The sequence below is a fragment of the Amycolatopsis rifamycinica genome, assembly GCF_000695625.1.
In the GTDB taxonomy this organism is placed as follows: Bacteria; Actinomycetota; Actinomycetes; order Mycobacteriales; family Pseudonocardiaceae; genus Amycolatopsis; species Amycolatopsis rifamycinica.
This window is the reverse complement of the sequence record NZ_JMQI01000019.1, coordinates 25,741-42,211: the sequence shown is the minus strand read 5'-3', so window position 1 is coordinate 42,211 and position 16,471 is coordinate 25,741. Positions and strand designations below refer to the sequence as shown.

Genomic DNA, 16,471 nt, shown 5'->3' with positions numbered 1-16,471 from the left:
AACTCGGTCAGCATCGCGGTGGTCCAAGACCGTGTCAAGGCCGGGTCAGTGGCGGAACGCCTCGGCCAGCCACCACGAGCCGCCGTCGTCGGCGATCTTGGCGTCGATCACCAGCGGGGCCGTGCGGGGACCCGCCAGCCACTCGCGCACCGGTTCCAGGTCCGCGGCCGTGCGCACGGTGAGGCCCGCGCAGCCGAAGCCGCGGGCGATCGCGGCGAGGTCGGAGTCGGGGAAGCGGACCGTCGTCAGGTCGGCGTCCCCGAAGTGGTGGACTTCGGCGCCGTAGGCCGCGTCGTTGTACACGACCACCACCAGCGGCAGGCCCAGCCGGACGGCGGTGTCCAGTTCGGACAGTGCCATGTGGAACCCGCCGTCGCCGGTGCCCAGCACCGGCAGCCGGTCCGGCCGGGCGAGCGCCGCGCCGATCGCGGTGCCCAGGCCCAGGCCGATGCTCTGGAACGCCTGCGTGAAGCAGAACCCGTGCTCGTCGGGCACCGACAGGTACGCGCTCGGGTAGCCCATGAAGTTGCCCGAGTCGATCGAGACGATCCGCTCGGCCGGCAGCAGCTCGTCCAGCAGCCTGCTCAGCGTCCGCGGGTCGATCCGGCCGTCACCGGAGAGGTCTTCGTGTTCGACGTCGTTCCAGCGGCCCGCCGCGATCCGGGCCGCCACCTCGCCGGTGCGGTAACCCTCACGCGCGGGCGCCACCGCGAGCACGTCGGCGGCGGTGGCCCCGACGTCACCGACGACACCGAGGCCGACCGGGCGGTGCGCGCCGAGCGCGGCCTGCTCGACGTCGACCTGGACCAGCTTCGCGTGCGGGCTGAGCAGCTTCCCGTGCCGGGTCGTCCACGTGTTCAGCGCGCAGCCCCAGCCGACGACCAGGTCGGCGCCCACGATCAGTTCGGCCGCCACCGGCGACGCGAAGCCGCCCGAAATCCCCAGCGCGAACGGGTCGTCGTGGAACAGCCCGTGCGCCACGGCGGACGTCGCCAGCAACGCGCCGCACCGCGAAGCCAGCTCCCGCAACGGCTCGCGGCTCCCGCGGGCGCCGCGGCCGGCGATGAACACCGGCCGCTCGGCGGCCGCCAGGAGGTTCGCCACCGCGGCCACCGCGGCGGCGTCCGGTCGCACGGGAGCCGGGCCCGGGATGTCCGGCAGCTCGGCCGGCGAAGGCGCCGGCTCGGCCTGGACGTCGAGCGGCAGGTTCAGCACCACCGTCCGGCGCTGCTGCCGCGCGGTCCGGAACGCCCGCACCGTGTCGGCCACCGCGCTCCCGGCCGAGTGCACCCGCTCGGGCACCGCGCCGACCGCCGCGGCCAGGCCGTCCTGGTCGATCCGGAAGTTCGACCGCACCGACGCGCCCGCGGAGTCGGCGGTGAGCACCAGCATCGGCGTCCGGCTCTTGGCGGCCTCGGTGATCCCGGTGACGGCGTTGGTCAGCCCGCACCCCTGGTGCAGCGACAGCACCGACACCTGCCCGCTCATCCGGGCGTACGCGTCGGCCATGCTCGCCGCGCCGCCTTCGTGGCGGGCGGCGACGAACCGGACGCCGCCCGCCCGCAGCGCGTTCGTCACCGCGAAGTTGCCGCTGCCCACCACGCCGAACGCCGTGCCCGCGCCGAGGCCGGCCAGGGTCCGGCCGACGAGTTCGGCGACGTTCACCGCTCCACCAGGGCGAGCACGCGGGCGGGGCTGCCCGAGCCGCCGACGATCGGCAGCGGCGAGACCAGCAGCAGCACGCCGGTCGGCGGCAGCGACGCGAGGTTCCGCAGCTGTGTCAGGCCGTGTTTCCCGGCGCCCAGCAGCAGCTCGTGGCAGGGGAACATCGGATCGAGGCCGGGTGCCTGTCCCGCGTCGGTGCCGACGGTCTCGACGCCGAGGCCGGTGATCGGCGTTTCTTCGGCCAGCCACCGCGCGCACTCGGGGGAGACGCCGGGGGTGTGCGAGCCGGTTTCGTCGGCGTTGAGGAAGTCCTCCTGGTCGCCGCTGCGCGCGTCCCAGCCGGTGCGGTAGAGCAGCCAGCCACCGTCCGGCAGCGGCCCGTGCTCGGCGGTCCAGGCGCGGACTTCGTCGACCGAGAGCAGGAAGTCCGCGTCCTCGGCCGCCCGCGCCGAGAAGTCGAGCACGACCGCGGGCGCCACCAGGGTCTTCAACGGCACCCGCGAGACGTCGTGACCGTCCTTTCCGGACAGCCAGTGCACCGGGACGTCCAGGTGCGTACCGGTGTGCTCCCCGGTGTGGATGTCGTTCCAGTACCACCGCGGGCCGCGCTCGTCGTAGCGGCTGATCTCCTCCAGCCGGAACGGGATGGTGTTGGCGAACGGCTCCGGCAGCCGCAGGACCGGCGTGCTCGAGCTCAGGGGAGCGGTCAGGTCGACGATCTCGACCGTCCCGCCCGCGATCGCCTGGCCGAGCTCGTCCAACAACGACATGCGTGCCTCCCGGTGCCGGTGGGTGTCCCGATCGGGAACTCTATGCCTTGACAGCCGGGCGCCGTCAGGTGTTGTATTAATGTCGTAAGACAATAGGAGGGTAGGCAGGGTGATCGAGTTCGTGCTCGACGGCCGTTCCCGGGTCGCCACGTACATGCAGCTCGTCGTCCAGGTGAAGCAGGCGCTGCGCGTCGGCCTGCTGCGGCCGGGCGACCAGCTGCCGAAGGTGCGGGACGTGGCCGAGGCGCTGGCGATCAACCCGAACACCGTGCTCAAGGCCTATCGCGAACTGGTGCTGGAAGGGCTGGCCGAAGGCCGGCCGGGGGTGGGCACGTTCGTCACCGGCAGCCTGGCCGGCCCCTCGCTGGGGCACCAGGGGCAGCTGCGCGACGAGCTGGTGGCCTGGCTGGAGCGCGCCGAATCCGCGGGGATGTCGCCCGACGACATCGCCGCGCTCATCGAAACCACGATCCGCGGCACCCGGGTGCCGCGCGACCTGTCGTAGGGAGTCCGGAATGGAACTGGCGGTGGAAGCCGCGGCGCTGGGCAAGCGCTACGGCCGCACCTGGGCGTTGCGCGACTGCGCGCTGGAGGTGCCTGCCGGGCGGATCGCCGCGCTGGTCGGCCCGAACGGCGCGGGCAAGACGACGCTGCTGCACCTGGTCGTCGGCCTGCTGGAACCCGACGCGGGCGAGGTGCGCGTCTTCGGCCGCGAGCCGCGGTCCGCGCTGCCGGACATCGGGTTCGTCGCGCAGGACACCCCGCTCTACCGCGACTTCACCGCGGCGGAGCTGGTCACCATGGGCGGCAAGCTGAACCGCCGCCGCTGGGACGCCGCCCTGGCCCGCGACCGGCTCGCCGTGCTCGGTATCCCGCCGGACAAGCCGGTGGGGAAGCTGTCCGGCGGCCAGCGCGCCCAGGTCGCCCTGGCCCTGGCCCTGGCGAAACGGCCGCGGCTGCTGCTGCTCGACGAACCCATCGCCAGTCTCGACCCGCTCGCCCGCCGGGAGTTCATGCAGACGCTGATGGGTGCGGTGGCCGAGAGCGGGACGACCGTGCTGCTGTCCTCGCACCTGCTCGCCGACCTCGAACGCAGCTGCGACCACCTCGTCGTCCTGCAGCGGTCCCACGTCCGGCTGGCGGGTTCGGTCGACGAGCTGCTCGCCGGCCACTGCACGCTCACCGGCCCGCGGGCGGGCAGCGAATCCATCGCCGGGGTGGCGGAGGTGGTCCGCGCGAGCCACACCGAACGCCAGTCGACGCTGCTCGTCCGCCGCGGCGCCGGCCCGATCGATCCCTTGTGGACGGAACACGCGGTGACCCTGGAGGACGTGGTGCTGGGATACCTCGCCGACGCGGAAATCCGGGTCCCCGCGTCCGCGTGGGAGGTGCCGGCATGATGTGGCTGATCTGGCGCCAGCACCGCAGGCAGGCGCTGTTCACCCTCGCCGCGCTGGCCGCGCTCGCCGCGGTGATGGTGCCGACGGGACTGGCGATGCACGCGAAGTTCGACAGCCTCGGCCTCGGCGCCTGCCGGTCCGCGCTCGGCGACGCGTCGATGATCACGCAGACCGACGCGGTCGCGCGGTGCGAAAGCCTCGGCCACCAGTTCCAGCAGGAGTTCGGCGGCATGGTGTTCGTCGCCGTCCTGTTCGTGGTCCTGCCGGCGCTGGTCGGCGTGTTCTTCGGCGCGCCGCTGGTGGCCCGCGAGGTCGAGCAGGGCACCCACCGTCTCGTGTGGACGCAGGGGGTGACCCGCCTGCGGTGGGCGCTGGCCGGGTTCGGCCTGGTCGGCGCGATGACCACGGTGCTGTCCGTCGGCTACGCGCTGGGCGTGTCGTGGTGGTTCCGGCCGCTGGTGAGCGCGAGCACCGGCCGGCTGGGCTACCTCGCGTTCGACGTGCAGGGGATCGTTCCGATCGCGTACACGCTGTTCGCGCTGGCGCTGGGCGTCTTCGCCGGGACCCACTGGCGGAAGGTCCTGCCGGCCATGGCCACCGCCGTGGCCGGGTTCGCGGTGGTCCGCGTCGCGATCGAGGTCCTCGCCCGGCCGCGGTACCTGCCCGCGCGGAGCCTCACGTTCTCCCCGGCCGGCGGGCAGACGCCGAACCCGGCGTCGGGGAACTGGGTGATGGACGTCGGTGTCCGCAACGCGGCCGGGGACTTGGTCCGGCCGGACGCGCAGATCGGCCCGTGCCCGCCCGGCGGCTGCGCCGACGCCCAAGCCGGCCCGGGGGCGGTCAACTGGCTGCAGTACCAGCCGGGGGACCGGTTCTGGCTCTTCCAGGGCATCGAAACCGGGATCTTCGTGGTGCTGACGGCGGCGCTGGTGTTCTTCGCCCTCCGCCGGCTGCGCGCGATCGCCTGACACCGCCCGCCGGGTGCGCGCGGTGGCCTGATACGGCTCGTCGGCTGGGCGCGGTGGCCTGACACGGCTCGTCGGCGGCGCGCGGTGGCCTGACACCGCTCGTCTGGTGCGCGCGATCGCTTGATACCGCTCGCCGGCTGAGCGCGGTGGCCTGGTACTGCTCGCCGGCTGCGCGCGATGGCCTGACACCGCTCGTCGGGTGCGCGCGATCGCTTGATGCCGCTCGCCGGCTGGGCGCGGTGGCCTGACAGGGCTCGTCGGCTGGGCGCGATGGCCTGACACCGCCCGTCGGCTGCGCGCGATCGCCTGACACCGCCCGCCGGAAGCCGCCGCGGTTTCGTGAATTCCCCACGGTGGCGCGGAGTTCGGCGGCCGATCGGGTGATCTGGCGGGGTAAGCGGGCGATCCCGCCCCAAGCACCGGTGCGGGGTCGTAAGGTCGCACCCGGTGAGGGAGCACGACGGTTCTGCCGAGGGGCACGAGGGGCGCGCGGGGGACCCGGAACCGTGGCGGGTATGCCTGTTGGACTCGTCGGGCCGGGCACTGGGCGCCGGGATGCTGCTGGGCGAATCCACGGTGCTCACCTGCGCGCACGTGGTGCGGGCCGCGGGGGAGGAAGCGCTTTCGGGGGCGCACGTGCTGGTCCGGTTCGTCGGACTGGACGGCATGCCCGAGACGCTCGCCGCCGTGCGGCCCGGGTGCTGGGTGCCGCCCTCGGAGGACGGCCGGGGCGACATCGCCCTCCTCGACCTCGCCGAAGCGTTCCCGCACGTGCCCGGCGCACCCTTGGTGCGCTTGGGCGCGGTACGCCACCGGGTGGTCTACACCTACGGCTTCCCGCCGCCGCACCGCTACGGCGTCTGGGTGAACAACGCCGAGCTGGCCGGCCCGGCCGGGGCCGCCGGGGAATGGATCCAGCTCAACTCGCCGCTGCCCGGCGAGCGGGTGCGGCGCGGGTTCAGCGGCGCCGGCGTGATCGACAAGGCGACCGGTGCGGTCCTCGGCATGGTGGTCACCGAGTACACCGACGAACGCGCGGGCCTGGCCTACCTGATCCCGGTCGAGGTGATCGTCCGGCACGTGCCGGACGTCGCGCGGTGGGTGGGCGAGCCGCCGCGGCCCGCGGCCGGGCCGCTGATCGTCGTCTTCGGCGACCGCGGTTCGGCCGTCCGGGAGGACTTCCTGGCGCAGGTGCGGCGCGAGCGCCGCGGGGTCCGTCCGCCGGCGGGGGGCCGGGCCCCCGCCGACCGGCTCGACGCGATCGTGGACGCGACCGGCAAGACGGCGGGCGAGGTGGCCGAACACGTCAGCGCCGGCATCAGCACCGGGGAGGTCCTCACCGTGCTCGAGACCCATCCCGAGGACGTCGCGGTGGCGGTCACCGGTGTCGAAGACGCCCGCGCGCCGGAGGAAGTGCTCACCACCGTGGTGCGGCCGCTGGTGGACCGGGGCGCCACCGTGCTGGTCCAGTTCAGCGGACCCGACTCGCCGGGGGTGCGCCTGGCCCGGCGCTGGGAGACCGAGCGCAACGCCCGGCGCCTGGACCGGCTGGCGCTGCTGGTCGACATGGTGGAGCACGAGGAGGACCGCACCCGCGAGCGGGTCGCCCGGCTCGGCTCGCGGACGGCGGTGCCCGGCGGTTCCGCGGATCTGCGCCTGCGGCTGGCCGCGCTGCGCTCGGCGGGCGAGCGGATCGAACCGGGCCGGGTGCGGCGGGCACTGGCGGCGACCGAACGGGACGCGGAAGCGGCCCGGTGGGAGCTGGTCCGGTTGTGCGCCGAGCTCGACGCCGTGGCCGCCCGGCACGACGAACTGCACGGGCGGCTGCGCGGCTACAACGCCAAAGCCACCGACGCGGGCCTGATGGAGGACGAGGAACTGGCCGAGCTTTACCGGCCGGCCATGGCGGCGCTGACCACACGCCCGGACGAGTCGGAGGTCGCGGCCGGGCTGGTCGAGCGGTACGTGCGGGCGGTCCGCCGCCGGCTGGAGGGCGCGTGACCACGGAAACGGCGTGGTGCCACGGCCGTCCGGTCGGGCCGATCGGGTTCTGCGAGGTGTGCGGCCGCCGCCGGGTGCCCGCCGAGCCGCCGGCCGCGTCCGGGCCGGCCCCCGAGAGCACCCGGCGCAGCGTCGAGCTCTGGAGCGGGGAGGCGGACTTCCAGTCGCTGCCCGCGATCGAGGTGCCGGACCCGGAGAAGCTCGTCCTCGCCGACACCGACTACCCCGAGCAGCACCGGTTCTGCGGCCACTGCGGGGAACCCGTCGGCCGCGCCTACGCCGGCGAACCGGCGTTCGCCGAGGGGTTCTGCGAAAACTGCGGCGAGCGCTTCTCCTTCCTGCCCAAGCTGAACCGCGGCGAGCGGCTCGGCGACCGCTACGAAGTCCTCGGCTGCTTCGCCCGGGGCGGGCTCGGCTGGGTGTACCTGGCCGCCGACACCGCGCTCGCCGGCCAGCACGTCGCGATCAAGGGCGTGATCAACAGCGGCAGCGCCGTGCTGCGCGCGATGGCGCGGGTCGAGCGCGACGTGCTGGTCCGGCTCAACCACCCGAACATCGTGCGCGTCAACGACTTCGTCGAGCACCCGGCGCCCGGCGGCGAACCGGACACCTACCTGGTGATGGAGTACGTCGGCGGGCGGTCGCTGCGTGACCTGCTGAAGCAGGGGCCGCCCCCGCGGGTGGAGCACGTGATCGTCTACGGCCGCGCCATCCTCGGCGCGCTGGACTACCTCCACGGCGAAGGCCTGCTCTACTGCGACATGAAGCCGGAGAACGTGATCCACGGCGACAAGCGGGTCACGGTCATCGACCTCGGCGCGGCGCGCCCGATCGGCGAGGGCACCGGGCCGAGCGTCGGCACCGAAGGGTTCCAGGCGCCGGCGCACGAGCTGGCCCGGCACGGCCTGACCGTGCGGTCGGACCTGTACACCGTGGGCCGGACGCTGCAGGTGCTGCTCGAAGCCGCGGCCGAAGACGCCGACCCGGACCGCGTCGCCGGCGGCCTCGACTCACTGCGGCGGGTGCTCGAACGGGCCGTCGCGCCGTTCGAGCGGCGGTTCGCCACGGCGGCCGAAATGGCCGAGCAGCTCGACGGCGTGCGCCGGGAGATCCTTTCGCTGCGCGACGAACGGCCGCGGCCGGTGCCGTCGGCGCTGTTCGAAGACACCGCGGAACTGCTCGACGACGGCCTCGGCGCGGTGCCCGGCCTCGACCACTGGGTGGGCGGCGGACGCGCCGACGGCCCGCTGGACCTCGGCCTGCCGGGTGCCGCCGACGGGGCCGGCCGGCTGCCGATCCCGCGGGTCGCCCCCGAGGACGTCGCGGCCGGGTTCATCGCCGCCGCGGGCGCGCCCGGGCCGCACCGCTGGCTGGACAAGCTCGCGATGTTCGACGAGCGCTCGGTGGAGATCGCGTTCGCCAGGACGCGGGCGCTGGTCGCACTGGGGGACTCGGATGCCGCGGCCGCGGCACTGGTGAACGCCGAAGAGCTGCTCGGGACCGAGGCCGCGCGCGACTGGCGGGCGGCCTGGCACCACGGGTTGCTGGCGCTGGCCCGCGACGACGCCGAACAGGCGGCGGCCGCGTTCGACCGGGTGCACCGCAGCTGGCCCGGTGAGATCGCGCCGAAGCTGGCGCTGGGGTTCTGCGCCGAACTGCGCGGGCAGATCGAACCGGCGGAGCGCTGCTACCGCTCGGTGTGGCACCGCGACCACACCCAGGTCAGCGCCGCCTTCGGGCTGGCCCGCTGCTACCTGCGGGCCCACGGCCGCGACGCCGCGATCGCCCTGCTCGACGCCGTGCCGCCGATCTCGCGCCACTACGACGCCGCGCGGATCGCGGCCGTGCGGATCCGCGCCGGCCGGCTGCCGTCCGGGCCACCGGACCGCGACGACTTCGCCGACGCGGCGCGGCGGCTGCCCGAGCTCTACCTCGACCGCGAGGCCCAGGACCGGCTGGAGGCACTGGTCCGCGAGGCGGCGCTGGCCGGCCTGCCCGAGCTCGACACCGGCCGAGCCTGGAACGGCGGCGCGCTCCTCGGCGAGCACGTCACCGAACGCGGCCTGCGGTCGCTGCTGGAGCAGTCCCTGCGCCGGCTCGCCGAGCGGGCGGCGGACCGGAATTCCCACGGCGTGCTGGTCGACCTCGCGAACTCCGTCCGGCCGAAGACGAGAAGGTGATCGGATGCCCGAGCGGGACCGCCCGTCGTTCACCCTCCAGCTGAGCCAGAACAAGTACCTGGCGCCCGCCGACGACCGGATGGACGTCGTCGTCACCGTGCGGGTGGGCGACGCCGGTGCCGCCGCGACCGGGCCGCCGCCGACCGCCGAGCTGCTGCTGGTGGACTGCTCCAGCTCGATGGACTGGCCGCCGACGAAGATCGAGGCCGCGCGGCACGCCTGCCGGGCGGCCATCGGCTCGCTGCGGGACGGCGTGCTGTTCGGCGTGGTCGAGTGCACCGGGCGCGCCCGGCTGGTGTACCCGCCCGCGCCGCCGCTGGCGGTGGCCGGCGAGCGGACCCGCCACGAGGCGAAGGCCGCGGCCGCCGAGCTGATCGCCGGGGGCGGCACCGCGATGAGCACGTGGCTGGACCTGGCCCGGGACCTGTTCGACAAGACCCCGGCCACCATCCGGCACGCCGTCCTGCTCACCGACGGCAAGAACGAGTCCGACCGCGCGGGCGCGCTGGAGGCCGCGCTCGGCCGCTGCCGCGGCCGGTTCGCCTGTGACGCCCGGGGCATCGGTGACGACTGGGAACCCCGGGACCTGCAGCGCATCGCGTCGGTCCTGCGCGGCAGCGCGGACGCCGTGCTGGAGGACGCCGAGCTCGCCGGGGACTTCCGGCGCCTGGTCGAGCAGGCGATGGGCCGGACCGTGCCGGACCTGCGGCTGCGGATGACCACGATGCCCTACAGCCGGCTTCGGTTCGTCAAGCAGGTCTTCCCGGCCGAGGTCGACCTCACCGCGCAGTGCCGGACGGAGGGCCGGGTGTTCGAGCTGCCCACCGGGGCGTGGGGCGACGAACTGCGCGAGTACCACCTCTGCCTCGACGTCGGGACGGGGGAGCTGACCCGGTACGAGGACCGGTTGCTGGGTACCGTCGGCCTCTTCGCCGGCGCCGACGAGGCCGTCGCCGAACAGCAGGCCGTCGTCGGCTACCTGACCGAGGACCTGGCGCTGTCCAGCGTGCCGGACGACAACGTCGCCCGCGTCACGGGGCAGGCCGAGCTCGGCCGCGCCGTCCGGGCGGGCTGGGACGCCTTCGAGCGCGAAGACCGGGTGACGGCGGCGCGCGAGTGGGGTACCGCGGTCCGGCTGGCGACCGAGCTGGGCAACGCGGAGATCCTCAAGCGCCTGGGCCGGTTGATCGACGTGCGCGACGACGGCACCGTCGTGGTCAAGGACGGCGTGCGCCCGCGCGACGGCTTCTCCCTGGTGCTCGGTTCGACCCTCTCCACCTACACCGGCGGGGCGGAACCCGTCGCCGTCGCCGCCCCGCCCGAAGCCGGCGGCGCCCCGCGCGAGTGCGTCCACTGTGGACACAAGGCGCGGCCGACGGCGAAGCGGTGCGGGCACTGTGGTGAACTGTTCGAAGCCGGAGCGCCTTCGTGACCGCGACCAGCACGACCCGGCAGACCCTGTGGTGGCTGCGGCTGGGCCTGGTGGCCGGCAGCGTGCTGGTGCTGGGCGCGGCCCTGGCGACCTTCCTCGGCCTGCGGGCCAGCATCGCCGAGGTGCGCGAGCGGACCGCGCCCGCGGTGCTCGAGGTGTCGCTGGCCAAGGGGGCGATCGTGGCCGCGCACGGCGCCGCGGTGGCCGCGTTCCACGGCGGCCAGGCGAGACTGACCGGCCCCAGCGAGCAGTACGAGGACGAAATCGCCTTGGCCAGCCAGCAGCTCGCCCAGGTCGCGGAGCACAACGCGGCCGGCGAAGCGGGCAGCCGGACGCTCCGGCTGATCGAAGGGCTGTTGCCGGCCTACAACGGCTTCATCGGCCAGGCCGATGTCCACTTCCGGCAGGACGGGGGCGGCCCGCTCGCGGCGAGCAACCTGCTGTCGGCGTCGGATCTGCTGACCGCACCGCAGAACGGCATCCTCGCGCAGCTCGACCGGCTCGAAGCCGCCCAGCGGGCCGCGCTCGACGGCCAGCTCGGCGCCGACTGGCTGGACCCGGCGATCACGCTGCTCTGGGCACTGCCGCTGGTCGTCCTGCTCGGCACGCTGGCGTGGACCCAGCGGTTCCTCGCCCGGCGGTTCCGGCGCACGGTGAACACCGCGCTGCTGGCCGCCACGGCGGCGTGCGTGCTGCTGGGCACGGGAACGGCACTGCTGCTGGGAATCCAGTCGGACGCGCGGCGAAGCGGCGCCGCGCTGGAGCGGACCGTGGACGCGCGGTCCACGGCCACCACGGCCGCCGCCACCCAAGCCCAGTCGATGCTCGCCCGGGTGCTGGTGGAACAGTGCGGACCGGGCGGAGCGGCCGCGTGCGGCGACACCGTGGCCGCGTTCGCCGCCGCGGCGACCGCCCCGCCCGCCGGTGCGGCCGCGCCGTCGGCCGAGGCCGACGAGGCGGTGCTGCTGGGGCCGGGGCTCACCGAACCGGGCTGGACCGAGGTGCTCGGCTACGGGATTCCCGTGCTGGCCGCGGGAATCGGCGTCCTGGCGGTGGGCGGCCTGCAACCCCGCCTCGACGAATACCGGTTCCGCGCGAGGAGAGAGCCGTGATGAAGCGCTGCTCCGGCTTGGCGATGGCCGTCGTCCTGCTGCTGTCCGGGTGTTCCGCCGGGAGCGGCACGGAGGAGGTCACGGTGCTGGGGCCGTTCACCGGCGACGAGCAGGCGGCGTTCCAGCGGGTGCTCGACGGGTTCACCCGGGAATCCGGGATTCCCGTGCGCTACCAGGGCACCCGTGCGCAGGACCAGGTGCTGCGCGGCGACCTGCAGCAGGGCACCCCGCCCCACGTGGCGGTGCTGTCGAAACCGGCGGAACTAGCGGGGTACGCGCGTTCGGGTCACCTGAAGCCCCTGGATGCCGTCCTCGGCGCGGAAGCCACCGCGGCCTACAGTTCGCAGTGGCTGAAGCTGCAGCAGCTCGGCGGCAAGGCGGTGTACGCGGTCGCGGTGAAGGCCGACCTGAAGAGCATCGTCTGGTACACCCCGAAAACCTTCACCGGACCCGTGCCCGAGACCTGGGACGAGCTCGTGGCGGTGTCCCGGCGGATGGCCGCGGCCGGGCAGCCGCCGTGGTGCCTCGGCATGGGCGCCCCGCCGAACTCCGGGTTCCCCGGGACGGACTGGCTGGAGGACATCCTGCTGCACCGCGCCGGGCCGCGGGTCTACAGCGACTGGGCGGCCGGCCGGCTGGCCTGGACCGACCCGGCGGTGGTGGACGCGTGGCAGAGCTGGGGCACGCTGGTCCTGGCGCCGGGCACGGTCCGCGGCGGCAGAACGGCGGCGCTGCTCACTTCGTTCGCCGACGCCGGCCGGGCCATGTTCGCCGACCCGCCCGGCTGCGCGCTGGAGCACCTCGCCTCGTTCGCGATCGGCGGGTACAGCGCGGTCCCGCGGCCCGGCGGGCCGCCCGTCCCCGACCGGGACTTCCGGTTCTTCCCGTTCCCGGGCTCCGGCGGCGCCGGGCCGTCCGAGGTCTCGGCCGACCTCGCCGGGATGTTCCGCGACACCCCCGCCGCGCGCCGGCTCATGGCCTACCTCGCCGGGGAGGAGGGACAGCGGATCTGGCCGTCCGGCGGGACCGCGTTCTCGGTGCACCAGGGCCTCGTCGGGCAGAACGTCTACGGCAGCGACGTGGCACGGCGGATCGCGACGACCCTCGCCGGCGGCGGCGAACTTTGCTTCGACGCGTCGGACCTGATGCCCTCGGCGATGACCAGCGCGTTCTACCAGGCGGTGCTGGAGTACCTGGCCCGCCCCGACCGGCTGCCCACCCTGCTCGGGCAGCTGGAACAGGTGCGCAAGGGCATCGGCCCGGAACAGCGGCTCGACCTGCCGTGCTCAGGAGCAGGCTCTTAGTGGAGAGAAGGAGATCCGGTGCAGGAGTTCGTGCGGTTCCCGCTGGCCGACGGCGGTTCGGTGGTCGTCGAGGTCGAAGGGGAACCCGGCCTGGAGCAGGCCGCGGCGCCCTCGGGCGTGCTGCGCAAGGCGACCACGACGTTCGAGCACGCGCTGAGCGAAGTCCGCGCGGCCGCGTCCGCCGCACTGGCCCAGTTCCGCGACCTGGGCCCGGACGAGGTGGAACTCAAGTTCGGCGTCAAACTCGACGCCCAGGCCGGCGCGGTGATCGCGCGCACCGGGCTGCAGGGCCAGTTCGAGGTCAAGCTGAAGTGGCTGCGCGAGGGGGTGCCGCCGGCCGAAGAAGCCGCCGAGGAACCGGAGGCGTGAGGCTGCCTGGACCCGCGAGGCCGGCGGGCGCGGCGACCCGTTCGATGAGCCGCCGCCGTCCGGTTACCGCTTGTAGCCGACGACCCCGGCGACGCACCTGGCCGAGTCGCTGAGCGGCGTCAGCCGGGGGCCGTCCGGCCACCACTCGTCGCAGACCGCCATGCCCGGCTTCGACGTCGCGTTCGGCTGGAGCAGTTCGAGGCCGTCCAGCATCGCTTCGATCTCCGCGCGGGTGCGGAAGCGGCCGGCGCCGAGCGGGCCGGAGACCAGGATCTGCTCGATGCGCTTGGCGATTTCGGTCAGCTCCGGCACTTCCGGGTCGTAGAAGTGCGAAAGCACCACGTACGAGCCCGACGGCAGCGCGTCGATGTACTCGCGCATGATGTCGAAGACGCCGTCGCCCTCGTAGTGGTGCATCGTGCCGACCTGCAGCAGCGCGACCGGCTCGGTGAAGTCGACGTGCCGCAGCACTCCTTCGTGGCCCAGGACTTCCCGCGGCTTGAAGATGTCGGCCTCGACCATGTGCGTGAAGTCGTTTTCGACCAGCAGGGCGCGGCCGTGGGCGAGGACCACCGGGTCGTTGTCGATGTAGACGACCGTGTTGTCCTTGTCGATGCGCTGCACGATCTGGTGGGTGTTCTCGGCCGTCGGCAGCCCGGACCCGCAGTCGAGGTACTGGTGGATCTTCGTCTGGCCGGCCAGCATCCGCAGTGCCCGGTTGTGGAACCCGCGGTTGCCGCGGGCGATGTCCACCGCTTCCGGGACCGCCGTGCGGATCTTCTCCATCACCACGCGGTCGACTTCGTAGAAGTTGTGGCCGCCGAGGAACCCGTCGTAGATCCGCGCGATGCTCGGCCGGGCGGGGTCCACCCCCACCGGCGTCTGGCTCGGGGACAGCGCTGACGGCGTGCCGGACATGGCGACCTCGCAGGACTTCGGCGTGCGGCGTGGGCCACCCAGCGTAGTAGGTCGCGTCCGCGCGGTGAAGGCGAGGTCCGCCGGCTAGCCGCTGGGCCGGAGCCGCTGGCCGGGGATGTCGGCGGCGCGCTGGGCGCGTTCCCGGCGCAGCCGCTCGAGGTGCTGTTCGATCCGCCGGTCGAGGTCGCGGGCGGCCTCGGACAGGTCCGTCAGGTCGCGACGGGACCACGGGCGCCCGGCGGCCTCCGTGTCCCTTTCGTCCCCTGCCCTGTCCACTACCGGCACCTCCCGGATCGGCCCTGGCTGCCTGCTCTTGGCGTTACTGCCCCATCGGCGGCCGGCCAAAACGCCGTGCGGCGTGAGCCGTGGCACGCGCGCGGCCGTCCGGTGGACCGGTCGGAAAATCCCTGGGCACAATTTTGACCAGGTGGTAGAAATTGAGGAGCCGTGGCGGACGGCCGCCACCGGAGCTGGAGGAACTGGGGATGAGCGTGCCTTCCGTACAGCTGTATTCGGTCCGCGACGCCTTCGCGGCCGATCCCGCCGACACCCTGCGGCGGCTCGCCGCGATCGGCTTCACGCAGGTCGAGCCGTACGGCGTCGTCGAGAACGCCGAAGCACTGCGGGCCGGGCTCCCCGCCAACGGCCTGACCGCCCCGACCGCCCACGCCCAGCTGCTCGGCGCCGACCAGCACGCCGTCTTCGCCGCCGCGGCCGAGCTGGGCATCGGCCTGGTGATCGACCCGTTCGTGCCGGCCGAGCGCTGGCAGGACCCGGCCGGCATCGCGGCCACCGCGGAGGCGCTCAACGCCGCCGCGAAACTCGCGGCCGAGCACGGTGTCCGCGCCGGCTACCACAACCACTGGTGGGAGCTGGCATCCCGAATCGACGGCCGCAGCGCCCTCGAAGTGTTCGCCGAGCAGCTCGACCCGGCGGTCGCCCTCGAGATCGACACCTACTGGGCCACCGCGGGCGGCGAAGACGCGCCCGCGCTGCTGCGCCGGCTCGGCGACCGCGTGCGGGCCATCCACGTCAAGGACGGCGGCCTGGCCACCGACGCCACCGGCCAGGTCCCGGCCGGCCAGGGGCGGGTGCCGGTCGCCGACGTGCTCGCCGCGGCACCGGACGCCCTGCGCGTGGTCGAGTTCGACGCCTTCGACGGCGACCTCTTCGAAGCCCTCGCCGCCAGCCACGCCTACCTGACCGGGGCGGGCCGGTGACCGGCGGGCCGGTCGGCGTCGGGATCATCGGCACCGGCGTCATCAGCGGCACCTACCTCGAAAACCTCACCGCCTTCCCGGACGTCCGCGTGGTGCGGGTCGCCGACCTCGACACCGGGCGCGCGGCGGCGCGCGCCGCCGAGTACGGCGTGCCGCGGGCGGGCACGGTGGCCGAGCTGCTGGCCGACCCGGACGTCGAGCTGGTGGTCAACCTGACCGTCCCGGCCGCACACGCCGACGTCGGGCTCGCCGCGTTGGAAGCGGGCAAGCACGTGTGGACGGAGAAGCCGCTGGCCCTGGACCGCCAGACCGGCCGCAAGCTCCTCGACCGCGCCCGGGAGAAGGGGCTCCGCGTGGCGAGCGCGCCGGACACCGTGCTCGGCGCCGCGCTGCAGACCGCGCGCCGCACCGTCGAGGCGGGCCGGATCGGCCGTCCCCTCACCGCGCTGGCCCTGTTCCAGGTGCCGGGCCCGGAGCGGTGGCACCCGGCACCGGAGTTCTACTTCCAGCCCGGCGGCGGGCCGCTGCTCGACATGGGCCCGTACTACCTCACGGCGCTGGTGCACCTGCTCGGCCCGGTCCGGCGTGTCACCGGGGCCGGCGGGCGGGCACGCGACACGCGGGTCGTCGGGTCCGGGCCGCGGGCAGGCACGGAGTTCCCGGTGTCGGTGGCGACCACGGTCACCGCGCTCGTCGAGTTCGAGCACGCCTCGGCCCAGCTGGTCCTGAGCTTCGACTCGGCGCTCGAGCGGGGCGGGCTGGTCGAGCTGACCGGCACCCTCGGCACCGCCGTGCTGCCGGACCCCAACCGGTTCGACCGGCCGACCCGGCTGCTCCTGCTCGACCGGGACGAGCCGGAAGAGCTGGCGCCCCGGGGACACGCGGCTTCGCGCGGCACCGGCGCGCTCGAACTGGCGCGGGCCATCCGGGCCGGGGTGCCGGAACGCGCGTCGGGCGAGCTGGCCTACCACGTGCTCGACGCGATGCTGGCCATCGACGAGTCCATGACGCGCGGGCAGAGCGTGGAGGTCACCAGCAGCGTCGACGTCCCGCCGCTGCTGCCGCCGGAGTGGGACCCGTACGCGAAGACTCTGGGGGAAACCTGAGCCGGCCGCGACGCGACCGTGCCCGC

At 74.3% G+C, this 16,471-nt stretch carries 15 protein-coding genes; 11 read left to right on the top strand and 4 right to left on the bottom strand.

Going from position 1 to position 16,471, the window contains the following annotated elements; all coding sequences use genetic code 11:
• Positions 1-45 precede the first annotated feature (45 nt).
• Entirely contained in the window at positions 46-1,665 is a 1,620-nt protein-coding gene (locus DV20_RS09220; RefSeq protein ID WP_043778378.1) for a thiamine pyrophosphate-binding protein, read from the bottom strand.
• The gene (locus tag DV20_RS09215; protein WP_043778376.1) at positions 1,662-2,435 is read right to left on the bottom strand and encodes a cyclase family protein; all 774 of its coding nucleotides are present in this window, start codon (positions 2,433-2,435) and stop codon (positions 1,662-1,664) included. The genes DV20_RS09220 and DV20_RS09215 overlap by 4 nt, the downstream gene beginning before the upstream one ends.
• A gap of 109 nt (positions 2,436-2,544) precedes the next feature.
• On the opposite strand from DV20_RS09215, the gene DV20_RS09210 reads away from it, so the two are divergent.
• The 9 genes from DV20_RS09210 to DV20_RS09170 all read left to right on the top strand — a co-directional run bounded on the left by DV20_RS09210 (position 2,545) and on the right by DV20_RS09170 (position 13,201).
• Positions 2,545-2,940, top strand: coding sequence for a GntR family transcriptional regulator (locus DV20_RS09210; RefSeq protein WP_043778375.1), 396 nt, complete (start codon positions 2,545-2,547; stop codon positions 2,938-2,940).
• Positions 2,941-2,950: 10 nt separating this feature from the next.
• On the top strand, positions 2,951-3,835 hold the full coding sequence (locus DV20_RS09205) for an ABC transporter ATP-binding protein (protein ID WP_043778373.1): 885 nt from the start codon (positions 2,951-2,953) through the stop codon (positions 3,833-3,835).
• Entirely contained in the window at positions 3,832-4,803 is a 972-nt protein-coding gene (locus DV20_RS09200; RefSeq protein ID WP_043778370.1) for an ABC transporter permease, read from the top strand. The genes DV20_RS09205 and DV20_RS09200 overlap by 4 nt, the downstream gene beginning before the upstream one ends.
• A gap of 447 nt (positions 4,804-5,250) precedes the next feature.
• Complete coding sequence (locus DV20_RS09195) at positions 5,251-6,804, top strand: trypsin-like peptidase domain-containing protein (RefSeq protein ID WP_235190756.1); 1,554 nt, start codon at positions 5,251-5,253, stop codon at positions 6,802-6,804.
• Complete coding sequence (locus DV20_RS09190) at positions 6,801-8,984, top strand: serine/threonine-protein kinase (protein ID WP_043778368.1); 2,184 nt, start codon at positions 6,801-6,803, stop codon at positions 8,982-8,984. The genes DV20_RS09195 and DV20_RS09190 overlap by 4 nt, the downstream gene beginning before the upstream one ends.
• Before the next feature lie 4 nt (positions 8,985-8,988).
• A complete protein-coding gene (locus DV20_RS09185) occupies positions 8,989-10,416 on the top strand; it encodes a VWA domain-containing protein (protein WP_043778365.1) in 1,428 nt (475 codons plus the stop codon).
• Complete coding sequence (locus DV20_RS09180) at positions 10,413-11,528, top strand: hypothetical protein (protein ID WP_043778363.1); 1,116 nt, start codon at positions 10,413-10,415, stop codon at positions 11,526-11,528. Before DV20_RS09185 ends, DV20_RS09180 begins: the two co-directional genes overlap by 4 nt.
• Entirely contained in the window at positions 11,528-12,832 is a 1,305-nt protein-coding gene (locus DV20_RS09175; RefSeq protein ID WP_043778360.1) for an ABC transporter substrate-binding protein, read from the top strand. The genes DV20_RS09180 and DV20_RS09175 overlap by 1 nt, the downstream gene beginning before the upstream one ends.
• 18 nt (positions 12,833-12,850) lie before the next feature.
• Positions 12,851-13,201, top strand: coding sequence for a CU044_2847 family protein (locus DV20_RS09170; protein ID WP_043778359.1), 351 nt, complete (start codon positions 12,851-12,853; stop codon positions 13,199-13,201).
• 63 nt (positions 13,202-13,264) lie between these two features.
• On the opposite strand, the gene DV20_RS09165 is transcribed toward DV20_RS09170, so the two are convergent.
• Positions 13,265-14,119: an SAM-dependent methyltransferase gene (locus tag DV20_RS09165; protein WP_043778357.1), complete on the bottom strand. Its 855-nt coding sequence runs from the start codon at positions 14,117-14,119 to the stop codon at positions 13,265-13,267.
• A gap of 84 nt (positions 14,120-14,203) precedes the next feature.
• Positions 14,204-14,395 carry a hypothetical protein gene (locus tag DV20_RS09160; RefSeq protein ID WP_043778354.1) on the bottom strand — a complete coding sequence of 64 codons (192 nt, stop codon included), beginning with the start codon at positions 14,393-14,395 and terminating at the stop codon, positions 14,204-14,206.
• Between the two features lie 209 nt (positions 14,396-14,604).
• On the opposite strand from DV20_RS09160, the gene DV20_RS09155 reads away from it, so the two are divergent.
• Positions 14,605-15,339, top strand: a complete 735-nt coding sequence (locus DV20_RS09155) for a sugar phosphate isomerase/epimerase family protein (RefSeq protein WP_043778353.1) — start codon at positions 14,605-14,607, stop codon at positions 15,337-15,339.
• The gene (locus DV20_RS09150) at positions 15,336-16,445 is read left to right on the top strand and encodes a Gfo/Idh/MocA family protein (protein WP_043778352.1); all 1,110 of its coding nucleotides are present in this window, start codon (positions 15,336-15,338) and stop codon (positions 16,443-16,445) included. The genes DV20_RS09155 and DV20_RS09150 overlap by 4 nt, the downstream gene beginning before the upstream one ends.
• Positions 16,446-16,471: the final 26 nt, after the last annotated feature.

Bases quoted from the DNA above. Each gene is read 5' to 3' on its own strand.
- DV20_RS09215 (WP_043778376.1), bottom strand. From the start codon at position 2,435: ATGTCGTTGTTGGACGAGCTCGGCCAGGCGATCGCGGGCGGGACGGTC.
- DV20_RS09205 (WP_043778373.1), top strand. From the start codon at position 2,951: ATGGAACTGGCGGTGGAAGCCGCGGCGCTGGGCAAGCGCTACGGCCGC.
- DV20_RS09200 (WP_043778370.1), top strand. From the start codon at position 3,832: ATGATGTGGCTGATCTGGCGCCAGCACCGCAGGCAGGCGCTGTTCACC.
- DV20_RS09185 (WP_043778365.1), top strand. From the start codon at position 8,989: ATGCCCGAGCGGGACCGCCCGTCGTTCACCCTCCAGCTGAGCCAGAAC.
- DV20_RS09175 (WP_043778360.1), top strand. From the start codon at position 11,528: ATGAAGCGCTGCTCCGGCTTGGCGATGGCCGTCGTCCTGCTGCTGTCC.
- DV20_RS09165 (WP_043778357.1), bottom strand. From the start codon at position 14,119: ATGTCCGGCACGCCGTCAGCGCTGTCCCCGAGCCAGACGCCGGTGGGG.
- DV20_RS09155 (WP_043778353.1), top strand. From the start codon at position 14,605: ATGAGCGTGCCTTCCGTACAGCTGTATTCGGTCCGCGACGCCTTCGCG.